The organism is Massilimicrobiota sp. An142 (genome assembly GCF_002160725.1).
Lineage (GTDB): Bacteria > Bacillota_I > Bacilli_A > Erysipelotrichales > Coprobacillaceae > Allocoprobacillus > Allocoprobacillus merdigallinarum.
On record NZ_NFLD01000026.1, the window covers coordinates 1 to 22,516 of the forward strand.

Annotated in this window: 27 protein-coding genes; 1 reads left to right on the top strand and 26 read right to left on the bottom strand. The window is 43.3% G+C overall.

The genetic code is table 11. The features are described 5' to 3' along the window. Positions 1 to 140 precede the first annotated feature (140 nt). The gene (locus B5E87_RS10665; RefSeq protein ID WP_010817911.1) at positions 141 to 503 is read left to right on the top strand and encodes a helix-turn-helix domain-containing protein; all 363 of its coding nucleotides are present in this window, start codon (positions 141 to 143) and stop codon (positions 501 to 503) included. 39 nt (positions 504 to 542) lie between these two features. Here the strand turns inward: B5E87_RS10665 and B5E87_RS10670 are convergent, their stop codons facing one another. The 26 genes from B5E87_RS10670 to B5E87_RS10795 form a co-directional block, all read right to left on the bottom strand. After that, the gene (locus tag B5E87_RS10670) at positions 543 to 785 is read right to left on the bottom strand and encodes a winged helix-turn-helix domain-containing protein (RefSeq protein WP_010817910.1); all 243 of its coding nucleotides are present in this window, start codon (positions 783 to 785) and stop codon (positions 543 to 545) included. Between the two features lie 208 nt (positions 786 to 993). After that, positions 994 to 1,596, bottom strand: a complete 603-nt coding sequence (locus B5E87_RS10675) for a DUF998 domain-containing protein (RefSeq protein WP_078234315.1) — start codon at positions 1,594 to 1,596, stop codon at positions 994 to 996. A gap of 4 nt (positions 1,597 to 1,600) precedes the next feature. Continuing rightward, positions 1,601 to 1,840, bottom strand: coding sequence for an AbrB/MazE/SpoVT family DNA-binding domain-containing protein (locus tag B5E87_RS10680; protein WP_010817908.1), 240 nt, complete (start codon positions 1,838 to 1,840; stop codon positions 1,601 to 1,603). Between the two features lie 140 nt (positions 1,841 to 1,980). Continuing rightward, positions 1,981 to 2,247: a winged helix-turn-helix domain-containing protein gene (locus tag B5E87_RS10685; RefSeq protein WP_236906564.1), complete on the bottom strand. Its 267-nt coding sequence runs from the start codon at positions 2,245 to 2,247 to the stop codon at positions 1,981 to 1,983. 325 nt (positions 2,248 to 2,572) lie between these two features. Next, positions 2,573 to 2,959, bottom strand: a complete 387-nt coding sequence (locus B5E87_RS10690; protein ID WP_010817907.1) for a DUF3592 domain-containing protein — start codon at positions 2,957 to 2,959, stop codon at positions 2,573 to 2,575. 17 nt (positions 2,960 to 2,976) lie between these two features. Then, positions 2,977 to 3,618 (bottom strand): ABC-2 transporter permease, encoded by a 642-nt coding sequence (locus tag B5E87_RS10695; protein WP_010817906.1) that lies wholly within the window; start codon positions 3,616 to 3,618, stop codon positions 2,977 to 2,979. A gap of 2 nt (positions 3,619 to 3,620) precedes the next feature. Then, positions 3,621 to 4,478 (bottom strand): ABC transporter ATP-binding protein, encoded by an 858-nt coding sequence (locus B5E87_RS10700; protein WP_010817905.1) that lies wholly within the window; start codon positions 4,476 to 4,478, stop codon positions 3,621 to 3,623. Between the two features lies 1 nt (position 4,479). Beyond that, positions 4,480 to 4,854, bottom strand: coding sequence for a GntR family transcriptional regulator (locus B5E87_RS10705; RefSeq protein WP_087244912.1), 375 nt, complete (start codon positions 4,852 to 4,854; stop codon positions 4,480 to 4,482). A 127-nt stretch (positions 4,855 to 4,981) separates the two neighbouring features. Continuing rightward, positions 4,982 to 5,875 carry a conjugal transfer protein gene (locus tag B5E87_RS10710; protein ID WP_087244913.1) on the bottom strand — a complete coding sequence of 298 codons (894 nt, stop codon included), beginning with the start codon at positions 5,873 to 5,875 and terminating at the stop codon, positions 4,982 to 4,984. A 15-nt stretch (positions 5,876 to 5,890) separates the two neighbouring features. After that, a complete protein-coding gene (locus B5E87_RS10715; protein ID WP_087244914.1) occupies positions 5,891 to 6,898 on the bottom strand; it encodes a bifunctional lytic transglycosylase/C40 family peptidase in 1,008 nt (335 codons plus the stop codon). After that, the gene (locus tag B5E87_RS10720) at positions 6,895 to 9,021 is read right to left on the bottom strand and encodes a CD3337/EF1877 family mobilome membrane protein (protein WP_087244915.1); all 2,127 of its coding nucleotides are present in this window, start codon (positions 9,019 to 9,021) and stop codon (positions 6,895 to 6,897) included. The genes B5E87_RS10715 and B5E87_RS10720 overlap by 4 nt, the downstream gene beginning before the upstream one ends. Next, positions 9,021 to 11,468: a conjugal transfer ATPase TcpF gene (tcpF, locus tag B5E87_RS10725; RefSeq protein ID WP_087244916.1), complete on the bottom strand. Its 2,448-nt coding sequence runs from the start codon at positions 11,466 to 11,468 to the stop codon at positions 9,021 to 9,023. The genes B5E87_RS10720 and tcpF overlap by 1 nt, the downstream gene beginning before the upstream one ends. Then, on the bottom strand, positions 11,455 to 11,844 hold the full coding sequence (locus B5E87_RS10730; protein ID WP_070087533.1) for a conjugal transfer protein: 390 nt from the start codon (positions 11,842 to 11,844) through the stop codon (positions 11,455 to 11,457). Before B5E87_RS10730 ends, tcpF begins: the two co-directional genes overlap by 14 nt. Positions 11,845 to 11,952: 108 nt before the next feature. Continuing rightward, positions 11,953 to 12,456: an antirestriction protein ArdA gene (locus B5E87_RS10735; protein ID WP_087244917.1), complete on the bottom strand. Its 504-nt coding sequence runs from the start codon at positions 12,454 to 12,456 to the stop codon at positions 11,953 to 11,955. A 17-nt stretch (positions 12,457 to 12,473) separates the two neighbouring features. Then, a complete protein-coding gene (locus B5E87_RS10740; protein WP_087244918.1) occupies positions 12,474 to 12,971 on the bottom strand; it encodes an antirestriction protein ArdA in 498 nt (165 codons plus the stop codon). Next, the gene (locus tag B5E87_RS10745) at positions 12,946 to 13,182 is read right to left on the bottom strand and encodes a hypothetical protein (protein WP_087244919.1); all 237 of its coding nucleotides are present in this window, start codon (positions 13,180 to 13,182) and stop codon (positions 12,946 to 12,948) included. Before B5E87_RS10745 ends, B5E87_RS10740 begins: the two co-directional genes overlap by 26 nt. A gap of 123 nt (positions 13,183 to 13,305) precedes the next feature. Next, on the bottom strand, positions 13,306 to 13,719 hold the full coding sequence (locus tag B5E87_RS10750; RefSeq protein WP_087203349.1) for a DUF3788 domain-containing protein: 414 nt from the start codon (positions 13,717 to 13,719) through the stop codon (positions 13,306 to 13,308). Positions 13,720 to 13,745: 26 nt separating this feature from the next. Continuing rightward, positions 13,746 to 14,204 (bottom strand): VOC family protein, encoded by a 459-nt coding sequence (locus tag B5E87_RS10755; protein WP_087244920.1) that lies wholly within the window; start codon positions 14,202 to 14,204, stop codon positions 13,746 to 13,748. A 186-nt stretch (positions 14,205 to 14,390) separates the two neighbouring features. After that, positions 14,391 to 14,612, bottom strand: coding sequence for a hypothetical protein (locus B5E87_RS10760; protein ID WP_010817890.1), 222 nt, complete (start codon positions 14,610 to 14,612; stop codon positions 14,391 to 14,393). Next, the gene (locus B5E87_RS10765) at positions 14,609 to 14,749 is read right to left on the bottom strand and encodes a DUF3789 domain-containing protein (RefSeq protein WP_010817889.1); all 141 of its coding nucleotides are present in this window, start codon (positions 14,747 to 14,749) and stop codon (positions 14,609 to 14,611) included. The genes B5E87_RS10760 and B5E87_RS10765 overlap by 4 nt, the downstream gene beginning before the upstream one ends. Positions 14,750 to 14,764: 15 nt before the next feature. Continuing rightward, positions 14,765 to 15,955: a MobT family relaxase gene (gene mobT / locus B5E87_RS10770; protein ID WP_087244933.1), complete on the bottom strand. Its 1,191-nt coding sequence runs from the start codon at positions 15,953 to 15,955 to the stop codon at positions 14,765 to 14,767. Positions 15,956 to 16,145: 190 nt separating this feature from the next. Next, positions 16,146 to 17,540, bottom strand: coding sequence for an FtsK/SpoIIIE domain-containing protein (locus tag B5E87_RS10775; protein WP_074143639.1), 1,395 nt, complete (start codon positions 17,538 to 17,540; stop codon positions 16,146 to 16,148). Positions 17,541 to 17,602: 62 nt separating this feature from the next. Beyond that, complete coding sequence (locus B5E87_RS10780) at positions 17,603 to 18,208, bottom strand: VanZ family protein (protein WP_074143640.1); 606 nt, start codon at positions 18,206 to 18,208, stop codon at positions 17,603 to 17,605. Between the two features lie 113 nt (positions 18,209 to 18,321). After that, positions 18,322 to 18,708: a YdcP family protein gene (locus tag B5E87_RS10785; protein ID WP_074143641.1), complete on the bottom strand. Its 387-nt coding sequence runs from the start codon at positions 18,706 to 18,708 to the stop codon at positions 18,322 to 18,324. A 15-nt stretch (positions 18,709 to 18,723) separates the two neighbouring features. Further along, positions 18,724 to 19,050: a YdcP family protein gene (locus tag B5E87_RS10790; RefSeq protein ID WP_074143642.1), complete on the bottom strand. Its 327-nt coding sequence runs from the start codon at positions 19,048 to 19,050 to the stop codon at positions 18,724 to 18,726. Between the two features lie 190 nt (positions 19,051 to 19,240). Continuing rightward, complete coding sequence (locus B5E87_RS10795; RefSeq protein WP_074143643.1) at positions 19,241 to 22,285, bottom strand: SrtB-anchored collagen-binding adhesin; 3,045 nt, start codon at positions 22,283 to 22,285, stop codon at positions 19,241 to 19,243. Positions 22,286 to 22,516 lie beyond the last annotated feature (231 nt).

Consider the following 22,516-nt stretch of genomic DNA (forward strand, 5'->3'; position numbering starts at 1 on the left):
CACGTAGCAAATAATATGAATAGCCAGGACAATTTAATATGAATATTACAGTTATCTCACCTTGTATTCTAACAAAATAAATTGAAGAACTATTTATCATTTAATTTGGCATTCAACAAGCAAGAAAGGAGAGGGGAACTGTGGAAATAGACTATAAAGCAATCGGACAGCGTATCAAGATAGCACGAATTAAGAAAGGCATAACACAGGAAGCCGTCGCAGACCTTATAGATATTACCCCAGCCCACATGAGCAACGTGGAAACAGGGAAAACAAAAGTCAGCCTGCCGACACTAATTGAGATTGCCAATGCTCTTTCCGTATCAGTTGATGTTCTCCTATGTGATAATGTACTTGCTTCACAGAATATTTTCAAGGGAGAAGCAAAAGAGATTTTTGAGGATTGCGACGAATACGAAATCCGATTTTTAGTTGACCTGCTGAAATGTGCCAAATCAGCCATGCGTAGGGATAAGGAAGTAAGAAATCAGTTCAACAGATAAAACCGTAGCGTGCAGATCACAATGAATTGTGAAATACAGCTACGGTTTTTCTTCTCCGCTGAATTTATATCCCACACCCCAGACAGTGATGATATATTGTGGATTGTCTGGGTGCGGTTCGATTTTTAGTCTTAGTTTTCTGATGAATGAGGAGAGATTGCTTGCGTCCGGTGCATTATCATATCCCCATACGTTTTCGTAAATCTGCTCCTTTGTGAACACTTGTCCTTTGTGACGATAGAGAAAGAATAAAAGGTCAAACTGTTTAGATGTCAAATACACTTCTTCTCCGTTAATTTTGACGTAACTTCGTGTATACGGGTCAATAGAAAATTCTGGTGTATATTGTTTGAGCTGAATAGGAGAGGTAACTAATTCGTTTGATAGCCATTCAAGTGCTTTTTTGAAAACTTCTTCCTCATTATCAGAAAGAGAAATAACTAATAACTTCCCATGTAATCACCACCTTATAGATTTCACTACTAATACGCTATTTTTCCAGTAGCATTAAACAGCCCAAAGGTAAGTACATGAACAGCAATGATAACCGTTGCCATAAGCCTTCAAGTGCTAAAAATGTGTTCTTATAATTAGGCTTATCTCCCATAACAAAACATGAAAAAAACAATATTGCTAATATAAAGCACCCTATGCAGAAAAATAAAAATTTGATGTCGTTTATTTTATAAGCATAAATCCCAACCAAAAGCGGTGCAAATGTTAGGCACATAAAACCAATAACAGAGCCATAACCATGTATTTTTTCTGAAAGAGTATCAAGACTTTTCACTTCCCCAACAGAGAATAAACCAGAAAGAATACACCCCCCGATTGCATAAATCAACACTATGAAAAAAAGGATTACTGCAATCAGTTTTGAACTTTCTGAAATAATCGCATATATTTTAAAATCGATTACTGCTAATGTAATTCCAAAGACTATTAGCCACATATTATACACATTATGGAACGGTGCCTTACTATTTCCGAGAACGCTCATAACTTGCGTCAAATGATTATACCCTTTATAGGAAGGTGCTAAGATAAAGGGAATGACCAAATCTAAAATCAAAACTATCGGTAATATAATCATAATGTTATTCTTCATCATTAATACCTTTACTCAAATTACCGAGTCCTTTTAATATTTTTACAGCCAATTCTTTCATAATATCAGCTTTTACAATAGCAAGCCCTTGTTCTTCATCACCCAGCACTAATAAAGTATCTCCTGCCTTAATATCAAAAATCTGCCTTGCTTCTTTCGGGATAACAATTTGTCCCTTTTCTCCAACTTTTACTGTTCCAAATATATGCTGTCCTTTTTTCATTGCCATATTTACATCTCCATTCTTACTTTTTTGTTTAGTCATACTTTTCATACCAACAATACAAGTATAAATCAAAATGAAAAACCTGTCAATATATCCAACACAAAAACCGTAGCGTGCAGATCACAATGAATTGCGAAATACAGCTACGGTTTTTCTTCTCCGCTGAATTTATATCCCACGCCCCAGACAGTAATGATGTATCGTGGATTGTCTGGCTGTGGTTCAATTTTCAGTCTTAGTTTTCTAATGAATGAGGAGAGATTGCTTGCGTCTGGAGCATTGTCATATCCCCACACGTTTTCGTAAATCTGTTCTTTTGTAAATACTTGTCCTTTATGTGAGGATAAGAAATATAAAAGGTCAAATTCTTTTGCAGTCAAATTTATTTTACTTCCCTCTCTATCTATCACGATACGAGTGTAAGGATTGATAGATAATTCTGCCGTTTGAATTTTAATAAGTGTTGGAGTGGTATTCAGTTTTGTAGATAGACATTCTAAAATATGCTGAAAAAAGTCATTATCTTTATCAGTAAATTCTATAATTAATATTTTCCCATACTACCACCCACTTTTAAAATATATATGATGTTTTATTTTCAATATTTTATAACCTTTTACCGTGTATTTATTCACTTCTTACTATTTTTCCATTTGCGATAGATAAAGTTCCCGATTGGCAATAGAATACAAATAGCAATAAACCAGTCTGGAAAATGTGGCATTTTATTCCCTCCTAATGCATTATTTTGAAAGTGATAATTAACAAGCATCCAACTACAACTAAAGAAGAAACAATAATACGCTTTACAGAAAAATGATACAGTTTCTCCGGCTGGAATATATCATACCGTATTTGAACAACGCTTCCAACATCTGCTGTCATGGAAACTTGTATCTGATTTTGTGAAATATAATTTTTTCCAGCAACATTATAGGATACGGTAGCCCATTTTGAATTTCTCATTTTTTCGGTCGAAGGATTGATTGTCCTAAATGAGATTATCGTTCCCTGCGTTTCTTTAGAGTGGCTTCTGTTTATCAAAAAAGAAGCAATATTAGTTAGACAAAATCCGAAAGCAAATAGAGCTATAACACTCATAAAAATAATTTCTTTGTCCATAATAAGCACCTCAAAAATTATGATAAGTCGGCTTTTTTATAAATTCTGACCGAAATAGCAGAAGATACAATTAAAATCAGAAAACTGGCTATCATACTACAAGTCACCAAAAATACAGGGTTTATATTGTCTAAAATATTTGTAATGAAGCTGTTTTCTATTTTTAGCGACTGCGCAAATATAAATGGTGAAGCCATAATAAGCACCACAAAAAACAGCTTTGTTTTTTCATAACCAAGTTTATATTGCGCTGGCAGATAGACACCTAAAAACAATGAAACTACCATGAACAATAGAATTGGTACTTTATATCCGATACTGCGAAGCTGTGGAAATATAAGTGTTTCAATACCAAAAATCAAACAGCAAGCAAGGTATATCAATATGCAAAAAATATATTTTGACAATACTATGTTTTTTCGTGAAAATGGTAAAGCACATAATAAAGTTGAGGCTTTTGGATATTGCGTTTCTTTTAAAGATACATATTGCAAAAGCATGAAAATTGAAAAAATCGTTATCAGTACAAATCCAAGTATACCTGCATATTCTGGGGAACGCCATAATAAAAACACTGGGAAAAGAATACATACTGCGAACATTATTAATACATATTTTTTTACAATCAAAAAGTCCTTTTTCACTAATTGAAATAGCATTTTTACTTCCCTCCCTTAACATTACATAGCATAATATCCTCTATGGTCGGACGCTCAATAATACAATTTGGCATAATTTTCTTAATTTCATCAGCATATTTAGTAATTGCCGTAAAGCCAAAAATTGTTTTATCAATATTCATGAATAGTTTTTCCATTTCTATATTCAAATCTTTTATATCGCCTTTTACTATTCGATAACTATCGAGTAAAATATCTTTTTCCTCTTGAAAGACAATTTTTCCATTGTCAATCATAATTAACATATCAGCGATTTTATCTAAGTCAGAAGTTATGTGTGTAGAGAAAAAAACACCACGCCCACCATACTCCATAAACTCTTTCAGTATATCAAGCAGTTGACTTCGAATAAGAGGGTCAAGTCCGCTGGTTGGTTCGTCCATGATCAACAGTTCTGCTTTATGAGAGAGAGCAAGAGCTAACGCATATTTCATTCGCATACCTTTTGACAGGGTGCCAATTTTCTGTTTAGGGTTGAGCGTAAAGCGTTCAAGATACGATTGAAATACCTTATTGTCCCATGACTTATAAGCCGAAGCTACAATATTTTTCATTTCTGAAAGACTTAATTCATCATAAAAACCGCCATCGTCAAGGACAATTCCGATACGTTCTTTAATTTCTTTTTCATTTGTATCCATATTTAGTCCAAATAAGCGAATATCGCCAGATATTTTAGGAGTTAAGCCTAGTATAGATTTTAATGTACTTGTCTTACCAGCTCCGTTTATTCCGATAAAACCCGTAATACATCCTTCTGGCAATGAAAAGGAAACGTCTTGTAGCGAAAAGTGCTGATAACTTTTATTCAACCCTTTGACTTCTAAAATATTCTCCATATTATTCCTCCTCAAATAGAATATTCATCATGTCATTTAATTCTTGTTGTGTAATTCCAAGTGATTTTGCAGTCTGTATCATTTCCAACATTTTTTGCTCTACAAGGCGACGTTTAGAATCTCGCAAAAGTTCTACATTACTTGTGGAAACAAATGTCCCAATACCCACTTGACTGTTAACGAAGCCTTCTTTTTCTAAATCGTCATAAACTCGTCGTATCGTTAAAACACTTACTTTTAAATCATTGGCAAATGCCCTAATAGACGGTAAAGGGTCTCCCTCAACCAGTTCACCTTTTAAGATAGCGTCAATAATCTGTTCTTTTATCTGCTGGTAAAGAGGGGCATCTGACGTGTTGGAAATAAGAATTTTCATATCGTACCCCCTTAGTGTGATGTTTATATATACACACTATACACTATATGCACTATGATGTCAATAGATATAACTTGATGTAAAGAAATAAAGCGTATATCCCTTAAAAAGATATACGCTTCAATAATTAACCTATAATCTTCCAGTTGCTATCTTTATGGAGCGTCAGCTCATACTGTGATACCTGTGTCGCCTTTGTTTGATTGTCAATAAACTTCACCGAAACGCTCACTTTCACATTGTCGCCGTCAGCCGTGAATACCGGATTGACAAGCTCGGAGTAGAGATAGTCCCCGTTTATCGGTTCAAGGGCATTTCCCTCTACATAGTAGGCAAGCTCCTTGTCCGTTGCGGTAGGGTACAGCTTGAAGAATGTTTCCAGAAATGCCGTAGCGTCATTCACCGTATCAGCGTCCACGCTGTTGTCGGCTTCCTGTGTCTTTGGTTCGTAGCTGGATTTTTCCATAGCAGGGGCAAGGGTCGGGTTCTGGATAATCACCATATCCCCGTCAGTGTCCACATGAACGGTTACGGTATAGGTTTCTGATACGTTCCTTGTCTGGTCGCCCTCTTTTATCTGTTGATCTATTTCATAGGTAACAGAAAAAGCGTTCTCCCCAGACTGTTCCACGTCCCAGATAAGTACGTCCGTAACCGTGGAGCTGGTCGGTATATCCGTTCTCACAGTATCAACATTCAAATCCTGCAATTCCTGTGTCAGATAGGCACTGATAGCCTGTCTCCTTGCTTCGATTGCTTCCTTGTTGTTGCTCCATGTGTAATAGGACTTCGCAAAGTTCTTGACGAAATTTTCTATGCCGTTGGTGTCATTCAAGCGGAGCTGTATGGTTTCTATTTCATGCATGGTGTGCTGGTCGATAGCGGTAAAATTCTTATACACACCAAAGCTCACGCTTGCGATAAGCACCACCCAGAGGGCAATGACGGACTTCTTATGTGTCCCCACTTTCATAGTGCGGATTTTCTTTTCCTTTATCGGTTTTTCTTTCTTCTTGAACATGATTTCCATTCCTTTCTATTGCTTAATTCTGCCAGCCCCGATAAGGTGTTGTTGCCAGTAGGAGCTTGTAAGGTCGGCATAACCTATCGGGTCGCCAGCGTGGTACATCTGGTTATTTCCCACATAGATACCGACGTGGGTTACATACGTCCCAGCATTGTAGGTACTGTGGAAGAACACTAAATCCCCAGCCTGTGCCTGTGATAGCGGGATATGCTGGGTAGCGTCATACTGTGCCTGTGCGGTTCTCGGCAGACTGATACCCGCCTTGCCATAGCACCATTGAACCAGCCCCGAACAGTCAAAAGAAGTGTTAGGATTGCTCCCGCCATACACATAGTCCCAGCCTTGATATTTCAGAGCTTCATTCATTATCTTCTGTGCCAGCTCGCCCGATACTTGACTGACAGTGAGATACTGGCTGACAAGCTCCACATAGAACATATTCCCGTACCCGTATCGCCAGCCACCGTTGCGGGCGACAGCGATAGGGTTCGTGTAGGTGACTTTTGTTCCAACCGACTTGTCACGGGCGAAATTCTCTGCCAGCGTGAAGCTGTGCTTTTTTCCGTTCTTAGCCACATAGCCGATATAGCCACCGCCATAGTTATAGGACTGCACCACGACGTTTATATCCTCTATGCCTTGATTTTCTGCTGAAGAAAGCAGGGAAGCAAAATACTTGCACCCCTGCTTGATTGAACTTTCTGTATCTAGGGAATTAGGCGGTAATCCCATACTCTCGGAACTCTGCATAACGTCCTCGGCTGTCCCGCCACTTTCCACCTGTATGATTGCCAGCAGATAGGGGACGTACTCGGAAATGCCGTACTCTCTAGCGTATTTCTCGACCATAGGCTGATGTTTCAAGACCTCTGCGGACAGGTTCATTCCCGTTACCCATGAGGAAGAACCACCGCTCCCGTCGTCGTCCTCGGCACTGATAAGCACACCAAAGAAAAGCACTATTGCAATGAGAAATGGAAATAGACTGCCGATAATGGCGATATGTCTTAGTTTCATTTCTTACGTCCTTTCTTTTTCGTGGTGTTTATGGTCGCTTTCTTGATGTTTCGCTCTTTTCTGGTGGTCTGTCGGTTCAGCTCCACACCATTAAGCCTTGTCCCGTGTTTCTGCGGTACAGGTTCATCAGATTTTGAAGCCAACGGACGCTCCTTGACGGATTGTGGCGTGGTCGGCTCGGTATGTACCTTGTCGGTAGTGGCAGGACGCTTGATTTCCTGCATTTTTCCTGTGTCTGTCTTAGAGGCGGTGACAGGTCTTTCATGGGGACGGGTAGCTCCTGTTGTCGCTGATCCGTCCGTCGTTTTGCCAGCCTGTTTTGCTTCCTGTGCCTTTTGAAGCTCCATACGCTTGTCAGCGATATTCTGTCTGTGCTGTTGGAGCTTGTCGGCACGCTCACTCTGTCTGGTTTCCTGCCCCTGCACAATGCCACGCTTGAAGTCGGACACATTTGCTTTTGCCTTTTCCTTAGCGGAATGTACGGCATAGGCGGTCTGGGTCGGCATATCCTTGATATTCTCCTTGACAGCCGTTGCCTTGTCCTTGACCTTGTTTTTCGTATCGAGTACCGCACCTACGGCTGAACCAGCTCGGCTTCCGAAAGAAGCGTTGTCACGCTTGCGGGTCGTGCCGGCATGAGATTGTTTACTGCCAGCACTGGATAAGACAGAACCAGCCATTGCACCCGTTCCAGCACCTACCATACTTCCTTTTCCGACAGCTCTTACCAATCTGTTTTCCATACGCCTAGCCCTGTGTCGCATGAACATATACGGGCGACGGAATATCCTGCGTCCCATGCTCTGGCTGTCCCCAGCGTTGAGAGAGAACATACTCATAAGGTCGCCCAGCTTCATGTAGATACCCGCAAAACATACTATCTGCAAGAACGCAATCATAAAGAACGGGTAATCGGTGGAGATGTTGTAGAACATACTGGAAATACTGAAAGCCACCGTGACAATAAGCGTTATTCCCGCTCTTGTCATAATCGTATTGAACACTCGGACGATTGCCTGTTTCGCCATATTCTCATAGCTGGGTATCATGGAGAGCAGGAAACTAATCGGCAGGAACATAGCGAAGATGATAAATAGTATCTGGGAAAATATCATCATGCCCGTAAGCAGGAAAACGAATATCGTTATCCCCAGATTAAAGATGAGCAGGAAGAACACCATTCCCAGACGGTTGATGACCTGCGGTATCGTTAGATTGTCGTTGTCGTTATCCTCGATTTCCGTTTTCACCACGTCCTCACGGGTCGCCCCGTCGTCTGCGGACGGACTGACTGATACCAGAGCTTCCACACGGTCAGCCCCGATTTCCTCTATATCGCTGTTTCCAAATTGCAGGAGTAGCCACGGCTGTTGTACTTGTATGGAGAACAGGCTGTCCCTTATCAAGTCCACGCTGTCTTTTCCTTGACTGTCGCTGTCTGGGAGCATGATTTTTGTCCCCAAATCCAGCGAAGCGGTACTTATATCACTGGAAAAGTCGTTTATCTTCTTGATATAGTCGGGAGCGTAGGCGATAAAGGAAGCGGACACGAGAAACACCACAACGAAGTTGATAACAGCGTGGAGTGCCTTGCTGGTTTCTCTCTTTATCAGTCCCGTGTAGGCAACATAGATACCCACGATAAGGATAATGAGAAGCAGGAAGCCTACATAGAAGCCCGTACTTCCGAACCCGTTTTCCGTTACGCCAGCTAAGGTCTGTATGCTTTTCCCGATACTGTCTGCCATGTCGTTGATGAAGTCCAGCTTATACGCCTGCTGGACGACGTACCCCGTGGCGTTACTTAGATACAGACTGATAGTCCAGATAAAGTTGGTGATACAGTAAAGCCCGTATTGTACGGATTTACCGATACCGTCCAGCCAGTTCCACGGAAGCCAGCCCCAGCTATTGTCCACATAGAAGTCAAGCTGGTAATTCTCCAAAGGGTATTGCGAATACAGGTTGTCCGCATTAACGGTATCATCTACCAGCCCAGAAGCGTGTGCCACCGTCCCCAATAGGGAGAGCAGGGCAATGGTCGTCAGTACCACAATCACAGCTATCTTGAAAAAGCGAAAGAGCTTCTTTCTTGTCAGAAGCCCCTTTATCTTATCTTTCATCACTCCACCTCGCTTTTCACGGGCGGTCTGGTATCAAAGGCGTGCAGTAATTCTTCAAAGACAGGGTGTATCTGCACCACGCCCACACGCCCATACAAGTCTTGAAGCAGGCATTGTCCGTTCTCCAAGTCACGAAGCCTTTTCTGGTTGTTCTCGTCGTCCTTGTCGATACCGAAAAATTCAAGGGTCTGCTTTATCTCATTGATGTCGGTACTTCTAAAGGCAAATTTCAGACCGATATTGTTCTTTAGGCTCTCTTTGGACACGTCGCCAGAGGATTGCGTGACGAAGTACACGCCAGCCTGCATAGCACGTCCCGCACGTACCAGCTTGTTAGAGAGGGTTTCTCCCTGTGCCACATTGAGGAACGCCCACGCTTCATCTAGGTCAACGATTTTAAAAATGCTTCTGTCGCTGTGGATAAAATCAAGGGCAAAGGTACTAATGACAATCAGCATAGCTACGGACAGCAGTTCTATGGTCGTGTATTCCTCAAAAGTCGTGTCCTTGTCGGGCAGTACCAAATCTGCCACCTGTATGATATTGAGCTGATTGTCCAAGCTGATAGCGTTCTTAACCGTTCCGTCCGAGAACAGCAGATGTGCAAAGTCATAGTCCGTAAAGCTGTCGATATGGTCGGCAATATTACGGGCAATCGCCGTGTCCTCTCTGCGTAGCTCGTCTATTACATGAAGTAATCCTCGCTGATCGCTCTGGGTCACGGCTCGCACCGCTTTTCTAAGGACAGGGAATTTCTCACCGTCCCTAGAGGAAATCCCCGTAAGGAATGTGAGAATATCTATCGCCAGACTTTCAGCGTCTTTAACGTTCTTCATAATCACGAACGGGTCAAGAAGTCCTGCGTTCTCCTTATCGCTGGTAAGATTTACGATATTGATTTCATGTGCAATCTCTGGGAGTGTTTCTTTCCAGTTGCCACGTTCACTCTTAGGGTCGAGGATTACAGCCTGCCCGCCAAATAGTACGGAATAGTAGACAATCAGATTGTTACAGAATGATTTTCCACCGCCAAGCGAACCGACAAAGGCAGACGCTAAAGCGTTAGTGACTGTTCCCTTGATCCCCTGTGAAGCAAGGGACGGCTGTAAATAGACGTTTCTTCCCGTGTCCACGGAATAGCCGATATAGATACCTGTATTTTCTCCAAGCTGTTGTGTCGCACCAAATCCAAGCCCTGCCAGAAAATCCGATTTTACATACTGCACATAATCATTGATATAACGCTTGCTGGCGGGGAGAAATTCAGAATGAAGCCCCAGCATATCCCCAGCGGGTCGCACCAGCTTGACGTTCAAATCGTCGTAGAAGTCCTTGACCTCATCACAGCGTCGTTTCAGCTCGTCAAGGTCGGGAGCTGATACACGGATAACGTAAGAAAGTTTATACATACTTTCCTTGCTCTGGTCTAAGTCGGTTTCAAGCTCGTCCACGCTGTCCAGTGCGTCCACCACATTTGAGCTAGTTTCACTCCCAGACTGATAGGCGTGATTGTCCAAGTCTTTCAGCTCTTTCTTCTTGTTGCGGACAGTCGATAAGGCTTTTCTGTTGCCGACGATTTCCACATTCATAGAGGTGTCCACGGGAAAGGTGAACTGCTGTTGCTGGAAATAGAAGATTTCCGACGACGGGAAATCCAGCTCGCCTACAATGGCGTTGACGGTAAAGTAGGACACGAAGCTCTCGCTGTCCTCATGTTCCAGACGCAAGTATCGCTGGCTTTCCTCTATCAGACAGCGGGTAGGACGGATAAGGTCGTACTGCTTGATAAGCGTTGCTTTTTTCAGTTTCTTCTTTGGAAGCGAATACTCGTAGTCCTCATACGCCACGCCGTCCCTGCCGTAGATATGCTCGATAAGATAGCCGAAGTCGTTCTTGTCCAAGCGACGGAACTTGAAACGGCGGGAGATTTTATTTTCCAGCAGTTTTTCCATTTTCATATAGCGGTTGATTTCATCATCTGGCATGGAAATAAAGTCATTCATCAGCGTATGGTTGACCTCATGCAAGAACTCTTTGAACGTCATAAGTGCCGATTTCTTCACACTCTCCAGACTGACTTTTTCCTCGGTCACAATGAGCTTGAAGCCGATAAAAAAGCGGTAGTCCACTTGATTGTCCCCAATCATGCTTACTAACGCTTCTGTCTGTTCATCTATCTTCTGTATCGCCACATCACGAAGTCGCCCCGTTACCAGCTTTTTTGACTGTTCCTGTATGCTTCTTACGGAGCTTTCCGTCGCTATCTGTAAAGCGTGTATCTTTCCCTCACGGGACTGTGCGATAAGCTGACGGAAGCTGTCATGGACGATAAATTTCTGTTCCGCTGACAGAAAAGAATAGTTATACGGTATCAGCTCATAATAGGCGAACACCTCATTGTCCTTGTTCCAGACAAGGTTGTTGTCGATATACTTAATCGGGAACATACATCACACTCCTAACCGCCGTAACGGGTTCGCTGAACACTTCCTTTTCCAGCTTCACGGCTTTTCCTGCATAGGTCACTTTTGGTCGCAGGGCAAATGTAATCTGCGACTTCAAGAAGCTGTAAGGCTTCTTGCCGTCAAAGGTCTTTTGGCTCATGAACCATGTGAGGGCAACGGGAATACCGAAGTATTTTAAAAATGCCCCCTCGATAAGCGATAACGGCGGTAAGTCCCCTAATAGAATGACGGCAAACTCCGTAATGACAAACCACGTTATCTGGGTAAAGGTAACGGGAAACGGGAGAGTAAAGTCATTGATTGCATATAAGACTTTCTCCACGTTCCAGATACCCGTGTAGCTCTTAATCTTCTTCAATTCGTTTCAGCTCCTTTCGTTGTAGTGGAAAAGGACAGCCATTTTTCAGACTGTCCTTGATAGAAAAAGCTGTCAGTAGCGACCTTGCTTGTCGCTGATCTGCCAGCTCTAATATGGTATCTCGCATATCCCTCGGCTTGTTTCAATGAATGTCCCCTCTATGGATAAGTCCCTGCCGTATGCTTCATAGTCGATATAGTTCTGCAACGGTAGCGGAATTTCACCCAATACCTGTAACTCGTCAATGAAGTAATAGGCAATGTCGGTCATGTCCTCACAGTCTGGATAGAAATAAATGTCGTCCTTATGCTCGTAGACTTCTTCCAGACTTCCATAGTGGGATACAAACTCGTCCAGAGCGTCCGTGATATAGTCGGGAAGCTCACAAATCATGTCGTACATCTCATTGAGTTCTTGAATAGAGATATACTCCCCGATTTCAATAGGAAAGTTATCGGTATCATGGACAGCGTATTCTTCATAATAACTGTTCAGCCCGATACGCTCCGCAACATCTTCCTCGTCGATAGGGAAAGAGAACCAATCCCCCACAAGTTCGCCCTCGTTATACTTGCCAAGATTAGCGATATACACCCTCATGTCGTCAACCACAGGCACACACCTCTTTTCTACGGAAGTTCATAGATACCGTGGTCGGTTTCCACAAAACGTCCGTTGTCGTCAAGGTACTGCTCGTAGGCTTCAAAATCAAAATAGCGGGTGACACTCTCACTAAGGGAAGTAAAGTCTGGGTCATTGTTCAGTATGTGGCGGGCAACGTCCGTCATGTTCTTACACCATGAATAATGAATGATGTCGTTTCTGTATCGGTGCAATTCATCAAGGTCAGAGAAATAGCACATCAGCTCCGCATAGTCCTCTTTCAAATCAGAGGGTAGATTTTCGTAGGTATGGTACAGGTCATTGAGCTTTTCGACGGTAGTATCTTCCTGCACTTCATCAGCAAAGGGAAGCTCCTTGCCCGTGATATAGTAATAGTCTGTATCTACATCAATCCCCAGCAGTTCTTCCACCTGTTCCGTGTCAATAGGCAGGGTGAACCAAAAAGCTCTGATTTCTCCGTCTGTCGGTTCTCTTGCTTCAATCTGCACACGCATTTCTTCCATGTTTCATCACGTCCTTTCTCGTCAACGCTTCCTGTATGACGGCGTAAGGCACACCGAATACATAGCGTGAAAAATCTTCTAACTGTTTCTTAGAGTAGTCAGACAGGCAAAGGCATTTCATCTCAAACCAGACCGTACGCTTGTAATAGGGCAGGTCGGAAAGATACGGACACCCAATTTTTGCCTGCATATCGGTAAAAATATCTTTCAATCAATCACTCCAATCTAAAATTTGAGTATAGAAAAAGCGGTTGATCTCCAAAGGAGTAACCGCTTTGTGTGTGGGATATGGAATTGTAAAATTAGGATTTCGTATACGCCAACGTGATAATTATTACTTTTTATTTGGCTTTCTCTTAATTCCTAGTAATTTAATAAAATCTTGAAACATTGATGTATCGGTGGGTTCAAACATTACCCATTTACCATCTCGATAGGTTTTAGCTTCATCATAGATTTTTTGGACTTGTTGAGAATAATCATTGCGTTCTGCTTCAAATTTTGCTCTTTCGTCTTTTCCAAAGATAATCATAAATCCTATACAATTTTCTCTGGCATATAACGCACAGAGCGTTTTACCACCTCGGCGATATTTGTACTCATAAGTCCATGCCTTTCCACCTTTATTCCACAGACGTTCCATTTCATATTTTTCGTCAATTAAAGCACATAACTTATTCCATACATCATACAATGATTGTCCAACCAAATTCGTCATTTCCTCTGCATTTGGTATTTTATCAAGCATAATTTTTACCCTCCAAACACTTTGATTTATCGCATACAAGCATTTACAAATTTCATGGGAACATTCATACGCTCTGCAACTTGTTCTGGTGTCATTCCACTATCCAAGAAACGCTTGCAAACCACTTTCATATTTTCGCCCACTTCAATTATATGCTTATCTGGGTCATAGAAGCGTACTACACGCTGTCCCCACGAATGTTCTATAATAGGGTGGACATATTCAATTTCAAATTCTTTTAGCTTATCGGTAAATTTATCGAAATTATCTTCTTCAAAATATATTTCAAAATTGTTTCCACCAAAAGAAATATCCTCTGTTCTTATAAATTCGCTGTATGTTTCAAGTGTCTGTAAAGCCAGTCCGCCCGTTAAAGTCTTGTTTGCCCCGAAATCCATGATAACATGAAGTCCGAACACCTTTTTATAAAACTCAACAGACTTCTCCATATCAGATACTACCAGCATAGGATTTTTTAATTTCATTTTTACAGCCCCCTTTAACTGATTTTATATTCAAATTATATCAGTTATAAGTATGCCGTTCAATAAAATTCATAGCGTGACTATCTATTATCTGTGTACCATTCCGTCACCCCCCCTTTCATTCCCCCTATGCCCGAACTCCCATAGGGGGACAGGTAAGTTTGCGTGACCGCAAACGATTGATTGTTACGCTCCAATGATACGGTTGAACAGCTCTAACAGCACGTCCTTGACACCGCCGGCATTGAATACCAGCCCCACAGCGATTAAGGCAATCACAAGGAAGCCGATTAACTTAGAAAACTCTCTCTTAAATCCTAAGTAGATACCGATTACCACGATTGCCATAAGCACCAAGCTCTGGGCGTTGCTTAAAAACCAGTTGTATAAGTTCTGTCCGAAATTCATTCTTTATCAATCCTTTCTTTTTTAATTTCTTCCATTTCTTCGTCAGCCATTTTGCTGACCTGTGCGATACACATAAGGACAACGCCGATACCCATTCCCAGTGATACCAGCACCAAGTCCTTGACAAGTTCTGCCATAATCTCAATTCTCCTTTATTCTGTGATAAGCTCCTCTGTGTCCGCTGTCTGCTGTCTGATTATCTGCAAATGCTTTTCCGTCAGCTTTGCGTTGTCCTCAATCTCTTTCAGATAGCTTGTGCTGTTGCCAGCGTCTATCTTTTTCAGCATTTTCAGTGTAGGGGCGACCTGTCGGCTTATCCAGCCCAGCGTTCTTTCCAATGTGTAAGGCTCTGGGTCAGTTGTCAGCTTGATAGGGGGACGGTCTTTCCCGATAAACCACGCCCAGCGGTCATTGAGCTTCCAGTCTGTCTTTCGCTTCTCCGGCTCTCTGTCCACGAAGCGGATATAGTGATTGATGATAGAAAATGCCGTCTGTTCTGCGTCATAATGGGTCAGCAGTTCACGGACGGCATAATAGGCTCTTTCATCTTTCAGTCGTATCTCGAAGCGGTTCTTTATGGGGGCTTCCTCAATCGGCACGCCCAGCTTTGCGTACTGTTCGAAGTTCTTCTCATAACAGCAGAAGTAGACCTCTGATTTCAGAGAACCGATATACAGCGTGTGTCCCATGCCCGCCTTGTCCTGCTCGTTGTGCTTCACCAGCTCGCCGGAAGCATAGGACTTGAAAGAACGGAACAGGGAAACACATTCCTCACGGTTGCATTTGGCGGTCAGATCTGGAATATCCAGTATGCCCGCCCTGTCGTTAATGGCAAGGTCAAGGCGTTTCATCACACCGCCCTCAATCAGAGCGTCCATAAGGAAGTCGTACCAGCTTCGCTCCTGTGCCAGCAGATAGCTTTCAAACTGGCGACAGCCTTTTCCTTTCAGCTCCAGAAGCGTGCCTTTTTCTTTGTCCTGCGAGGTATAAACGAACACATCACCCAGATAGTAATGTTCTGTATATTTGTAGTGTCCGTAGTCCTCATGGAGCATATAGTCAACATTGAGCTTCAATATATCTCTGATAACGTGCTGTATATCCAGCGTGGGGAAACGGATACGCACATAGTCGAACAGCAGGAACATAGGAGCGTCGGGATTGAATTTCTCAACAGCTTCCATGAGCTTGTCCTGCATATCGTCCGTGAGCGTTACCTTGCCCGCTTCGATACGGTTCAAGTGTTCACGGCTGATACCAGCCATGATTGCAAGCCTTGTCTGGGACACGCCGTAGGACTGGCGTTTCTCTTTCAAGGCGGTTATAAAGGTGCTTTCATTCAGCCTGCATACCCCCAATCGTGAAAGTGTGATATTTTCCGCAGATTGTCACAGTCAGCCATGAGTGAGAGAAAACCCTTTTGCCAAGCGGGATTTCCAGACTTTTTGACCGTAGTTTCCAGCGGAATTGTGCCCCTCTGTTAGATACCGAGGGGCTTCTTTCGCTGGCGTGGCTGACGCCACACCAGCAAGGCTAGTCCGAGCCGTCGCCTTTCGCTTCGCACGTCGCCGTCCCGTCCTGCCTTGTAAGGACGAGTGAGCCGATAGCCTGTAAAAAATCATGTCCCTTTGGTACAAGGGGAGTGTAAAACTCTGATATGACGCTCGTACCCACGTCACAATAGCCACGCCCTTTGATACGCTTCTGGAAGAACTGTTTCTTTACGTCGCTTCCGAAAAGCATACCATAGCCTAGCTCACTGATACGCCCCAAGCCCACACGGAAATTGAAGTTATCTCTGATACCGTCTGAAAAATATTTTGCGTCGGGACGCTGGCAGGCGACAATGAGGAAATACCCCGCCTGTCTGCCAAGCATGACGATTTTCTTTAGCTGGCTTAAAAGGCTTATACTTTCCTTTGTCCCCAGCATTTCCAAGAACGCCACATATTCATCAAAGATAAGAAAGCAAGGCGGTAAGCCCAGATAGGCATAGTTCTCGCCCGTCTTGTAGTCTGGGTGGTGCTTCATTTCCTCGCTTCGCTGTACCATGCCCTCATAGAACGCATTGACACACTCAATCATATCTTCTTTGGTGTGGTACACGTTATCCATGACCGTACCCAAGTCCGCAAGGTCGGCGTTCTTAGGGTCTAAGATGAAAAGCTGGGCGTTGGTCTGCAAGAGGGCTTCAATGATTGTCAGCAAGAAATAGGTCTTTCCACCGCCAGTCCCGCCACAGATAAGGGCGTGAGGGAGTGCGTCATATTCCCATGTGAGGTTCTTCATCAGACGCAAACCCCCGTTTTCAGCCTTTACTTCGTCAATCGTGATACGGTTCGCTATCATGTCATAGAGCAGGGTGTATTCGATATAGCCGTCATGGAGCGTCTTGTCGGTCAGCTCACAGTAAAGCCCGCTTTCCAGCTTATCTTCCAATCTAAGGAGTTTATCTTGATACTTTCCCAAAGAGATTTCACAGCGGATATGGAGCAAGCCCGTTTCCATTTGATAATAGATTTTAGGAAACCAGATGATTTTTTCCCTTGATCTGCTCTGCAGGTCAGTGAAAAAACCGCTGTCCTGTACGGTCTGGGCTTCATACCACTTGTTATCCAGTATCATGCGAGAGAGCTTTTGACGGTGTAATAGCTTCTTGAAGCTGTCATAGCGAAAGTGGTAATAAAGGAAAGCGACCAATGCACAAACACCAGTCGCTATCCCTACGGTTATGAAGTTGTATATAGAAAGCGTCACGCCATTATCAAGCAGGCTGAAATGCTCCCAATCGGTACGCATAAGCTGTCCCAAGTTCAGTAGCAGAAGAACCGCCACGAACAGGAGCAGGAGCGTACCCCCACAGAAACGGTACACAAGGTACTTGTCGCTGGCTCTGATACGATGTCCTTTATATTTCAAAATGTTCATATATACCTCTTTTCTGAATATAAGAAAAGCAGTCAATCATATAGATTAACTGCTTCTAAAACTTAAAAAAACCATGTCCAATTATATAACAGGAAATTACAGATACAGGCTAAAGATAAATAAATAACAGGCTCACATTTTCCCAATGAAGTAGTGCGTTGTTCTTCTTTCTTATTGAAAAAATATTTTCCTATCATTTTCCATACTACATAGCCTAAAATTGCACCTAATGTATTCATCATTAAATCATCAATATCCACTAACCTGTTAGTTGGTAACTGTGCAAATTCAATAAAGATAGAAAATGAAAAACCTGTTAAAGCTACTTTCAAAGGATTTCTAAAGTTCTTCCAAATATAAGGAAGTAAGAAACCTAAAGGCATAAGCATGATTACGTTCATACAATATGTGAACATACCCTCTGATTGAAAAGGTATCAAACTAATATTAGCCTGTTGAAAAGTAGCTATCAACCCACCTTTTGAAATCATATCCCATATAGAGCCTATTCCAGTAACAGAAATAACAAGCCATATATAAATCATCATAATATATGTCCATACATAATGTGTAGATGTAGACTTTTTCTTACCTAGTAACATGACTGTTTGATATACCATTACTGGGGCTACGGTTAAAATAATTGGAATAATTAACATTAAAAGCATTTCCCCCACTCCTTTCTTGCATTGTCAAGCTAAGTGTACCACATATATTTGAAAGAATTTCTAAAAAACATGAAATTCTTTCTTAAATTTTCCTAAGAAGCAGGGGAATAAAATTATTTCTTCGCCTGTCCCTGCGGAGCATGGTTCTGTGGATTGCCTGCGGGCTGACCACCTTTATTTTTCAGCACAATGTCGTCTGCCTTGATGTACCATTCCACATCTGCCCCTCGGTAGTTGGCGTTTGCCACCGTATCGGCAACAGGATTGATAAGCTCCACCTCGGCATTGTACGGATAGTCCTTGACAGGGATTTCCGCTGGGATAGATACCTGTATCGTGCGTTCCTGCTGACTGCACTTCAAATCATAGGTTCTACGCTTGATTTCTTCGCTGGTCGTCCCATCCTCATTCTCTACACGCACCTCATGTCTTAATGCGGAGAACTTCAATACTCCGAAAGTCTTTTCCTTATCTAATACAATTCCATTCGCTAATCTCATAATCTGATACCCCCTTTACTTGCTTTCCTCGACTGGAAGCATATCGTCAGCCGTTAAGATATAGTTGGTGTAGCCACGACCTCGCACGTTCTTTCCCTCGGCGGTAATCTTAGGATTGACGAGCTTTACTTTCTGCTCATACTTGAAACGCTTTTCCCCAACCTTTGCAGGAAGCACCACGATAATGTCGTCGGCTCTCTGAATGTCGGAATACAGGTTATAGCTTCTTGTCACGGGAACAAAGCGACCATTGACACGCTGTTGCTCCACGTCATTTTCTCCTGCAAACTCTAAGTTACCAAAAGTCTGTGCCATATTTGGCACGATATATTTTAATTTCATGTGTTCTACCTCATTTCTTTCTGTGATTGATATGTGGGGAGCTACACTCCCCACGCCCCTAGTGGACTGTTCTTTTCCGTCAATCCGCAAGCAGATTAACAGAAAAGGAACAGTTTCGATTTTCATTTCCTGTTACAAGTACATACGGCGGGGAACGGGATTTCTTCATTATCATAAGCAGACCGCCCGATTAAGAGCGTCTACGCTTGAAGAAGTATGTTCCTGCCACGCCTGCACCAGAGAGGATAAGAAGCCCTAAGAATAAGGCAATGTTTGTATTATCGCCTGTCTTTGGAGCGTCTGTTGTCTTGCTCGGTGTATCTGGTGTGGTCGGCTGTTCCGGCTCTGTTGGTTCTTCTGGTGTTTCTGGTACTTCTGTGATTGTCACCGTCTGCCCGTCGTCCTCAATGTCCTTATGCTCTGTAACCTTTGTCGGTTCATCTGGATTGCTCAAATCGTATAATTCCTCAAAGGTCACAAGCTCTTTCCCGCCCAGCTCGGAAGCGTCGAATGTAAAGGAAATCTGTACTTCCATGCTTTCACTGTCGGCAGTAAAGGTATAGTCATTCTCGACACGCTCTCCGTTGATGATAAGCTCTGCGTTTTCGTCCTTAATCATCTGCCAGCCTACAAGCTGATACTTTGTGCCGATTTCCAATCCGTCAAACGTAACGGTATCAATGATTGTCACGTCTTTTCCTGCTTCAATCTCTTTCTTTCCGTCCTCGCTGGTCGCTGTGGTATGGATAGAGATGATACGCTCTGTGATAAGCACCGTCTGTCCCTCGTCGTCAATGTCCTTGTGTTCTGCCACCTTTACAGGCTCGTCCTCGTTGGAAAGGTCGTAAAGTTCCTCAAAGGTTACAAGGTTCTGACCGCCCAGAGAAGAAGCGTTGAACGTATATTCCATTTCAATCTTCATTTCTTCGCTGTCGGCTGTGAATGTGTAATCACTTTCCACACGCTGTCCGTCGATAAGAAGCTCGGCGTTTTCCTCTTTCAACATCTGCCAGCCTTTGAGCTGATATTTTGTGCCTTTTTCCAGCCCGTCAAGCGTAACCGTGTCAATGATTGTTACCTCTTTGCCAGCTACGATAGACTTCTCGCCGTCCTTGCCTGTGGCTGTGGTATGGATAGAGATTTCTTTCTCGTATTCATCAGTGAGTGTCCCTAAGTCAACGGTCACATTGTTTCTGGACACCACGATTTCAAACGGCGGGATAAGCTCAAAGCCTTTGTTGCCCTCACAGCGTAATTCCTCAATGATATAGGTATCGTAAATCAAAGCACCTTTGCTGTCGTCTGGCTCACTTGTTCCAAACCAGATACCGTCCTCGCTGGTCTTTCCTGCATTGGTGTTATGTTTGTGGGAAGCCCAGTCGGAAGAAGTAGAGAACTGCCCGTTATCATCTGTCACGATAATGTGGCTCTCACCTGTGGTCTTGCTTGTGATCCTAAACGGAACTCCCGCAAGACGCTGGTGTGTGCCAGCTCCAATCTTGACACCCTCTAGGTCGCCACGCTTCACTTGATTGTAAATTGATGTGTCCGCACCTGTAAGGTCAACGATTTTTCCGTCCTCTGTGATTTCAAATTCAATCGGTTCTGCACCGTCCGTCAGATAGCCCTCTGGTGCTTTGCTTTCCTCGATACGGTATTTCCCGTAAGGTAAGAGGTCAGCGGAAGTAGAAGCCACGCCCTCAATGTCGGTAAGGATTGTCTTTACCACTTCGCCTTTATTGTAGAGCTTGCCCTCGACAAGTACGGCATTGTCATTAAGGGAAATGATTTCAAATTCAGCGTCTTTCAAGGTCGCACTTCCTTGACCTTTGGTATCGCTGGTTTCCAAATCTCTTTTCTGGATTTTCACACCGCCACGGATAACCTTGTCTGATACATGGTACTGATTGCTTCCAGACAATACGGCAATGTCGCCGTCCTCGGTAATCTGTGTAAGGTACATTCCTTTAATCTGTTCTTCGCTACCGTTTGCCTGCATATACGCACCGTCAAGAAGATAGCCGTTAGGAGCTTTCGTTTCCTCAACGGTCAGCGTCCCTAGAGGAAGCACGTTCTTTCCGTCCTGTGTATAGAAGCTGTCTCCAGATACCTTGTATTCATCAGAAAGGCGGGAAACATAATGGATAGTGCCGTCGCTGTCCTTTTCAGCGATTGTCTTTGTCACCCATGTTTTTGTAGGCTCGCTGGGGAGATTGTCAACGGTATAGTGTCCCGCATAGAATTTCCATGTGAACTCCGCACCCTCTAGGGAAGCGTCGCCCTGTGGAGCGTCTTTCTGTGTTTCCATGTCAATCTTGAAAAGCTCGATAAGGGTATCTGTAACCTTTGGCGTATCGGATACGTTCAAGGTCGCTGTCTTGCCAGCTTCCACATTTAAGGAATACACTGTATTGTCCACCTTGTAGCCAGCGGGAGCGGAAAGCTCTTTGATGTAGACTGTACCAGCCTTTACTTCCACGGTATCAGTGTTTCCGCTGTTATCCGTCGTAAGGGTGGCAAGCTGTTTTGTGCAGTCCTTATCAGAATAGACACCATAAGTCGCACCAGCGATAGAGTAAAGCCCGTTCCCGTCGGTAATGCTGGCATTACTGGAAGTCTTTTTCAGTGTGGCATTTCCTACGGCAAGTTTCGCCCAGAACTGTCCAATGTCCTGCCCCTCGCCAGAGTAGATATAACCGCCACATTCATAGCGTCCTTTGTTCTCGCTGGCAAAGGCTTTCGCCCCAGCGTACACCTCGTCCTGTATCGCTTTTGGGATTTCATCATAGGAAGCTCTGACGTTATCGCATTGCCAGCCTAGATGAACACTCAATCTCTGCCATACGACGCATTGTTTCAAAAGGTAGATATGCTGACTGCTCAATCCGCTGTGGCTCTGCACATACTGATTAACATACTCGATTGAGAGGGCAACATCTGAAATCTGGTCGTAGCTCATGCGTGTGCTTGCGTCGGCTCTGGTCTTATAACCGTTGCGGAAGTTGGTGTTAATATCCACGCAGAAAGCGTCCTCGCCCTCAACGGTCATGTGTCCCTCATTGAATGTCGAACCGATAGAACCGTCATTCATTACTTTTTCAACGATACCGACACGCTCGGCACTTTCCGTCCAGTATTGCTTCTCGGAAGCGTGGACTGCCGTTGTCGGCAAAGCGGTAACGATAGTCGCAAAGGCAAGGAAGCCTGTGGCTAATCGCTTCAATATCTTTTTCATAGCTTTTAAAATTCTCCTTTCGTTTGGATATAGAAAAAGCCGTCCATTTCTGAACGGCTGGTAATAGAAAAGGAACGTCAATATCGGCGTTCCATAATCTACTTGCGATATTCAATTTTAATCTTTTCAATACTGATGTGCTGTACCATATCTTTGCATATCTGGGATTTCTAACGTATCAAGGCTCATTCAATGGTAGTAAAATCGTAGTAATTTGAAGTATTTCAATCC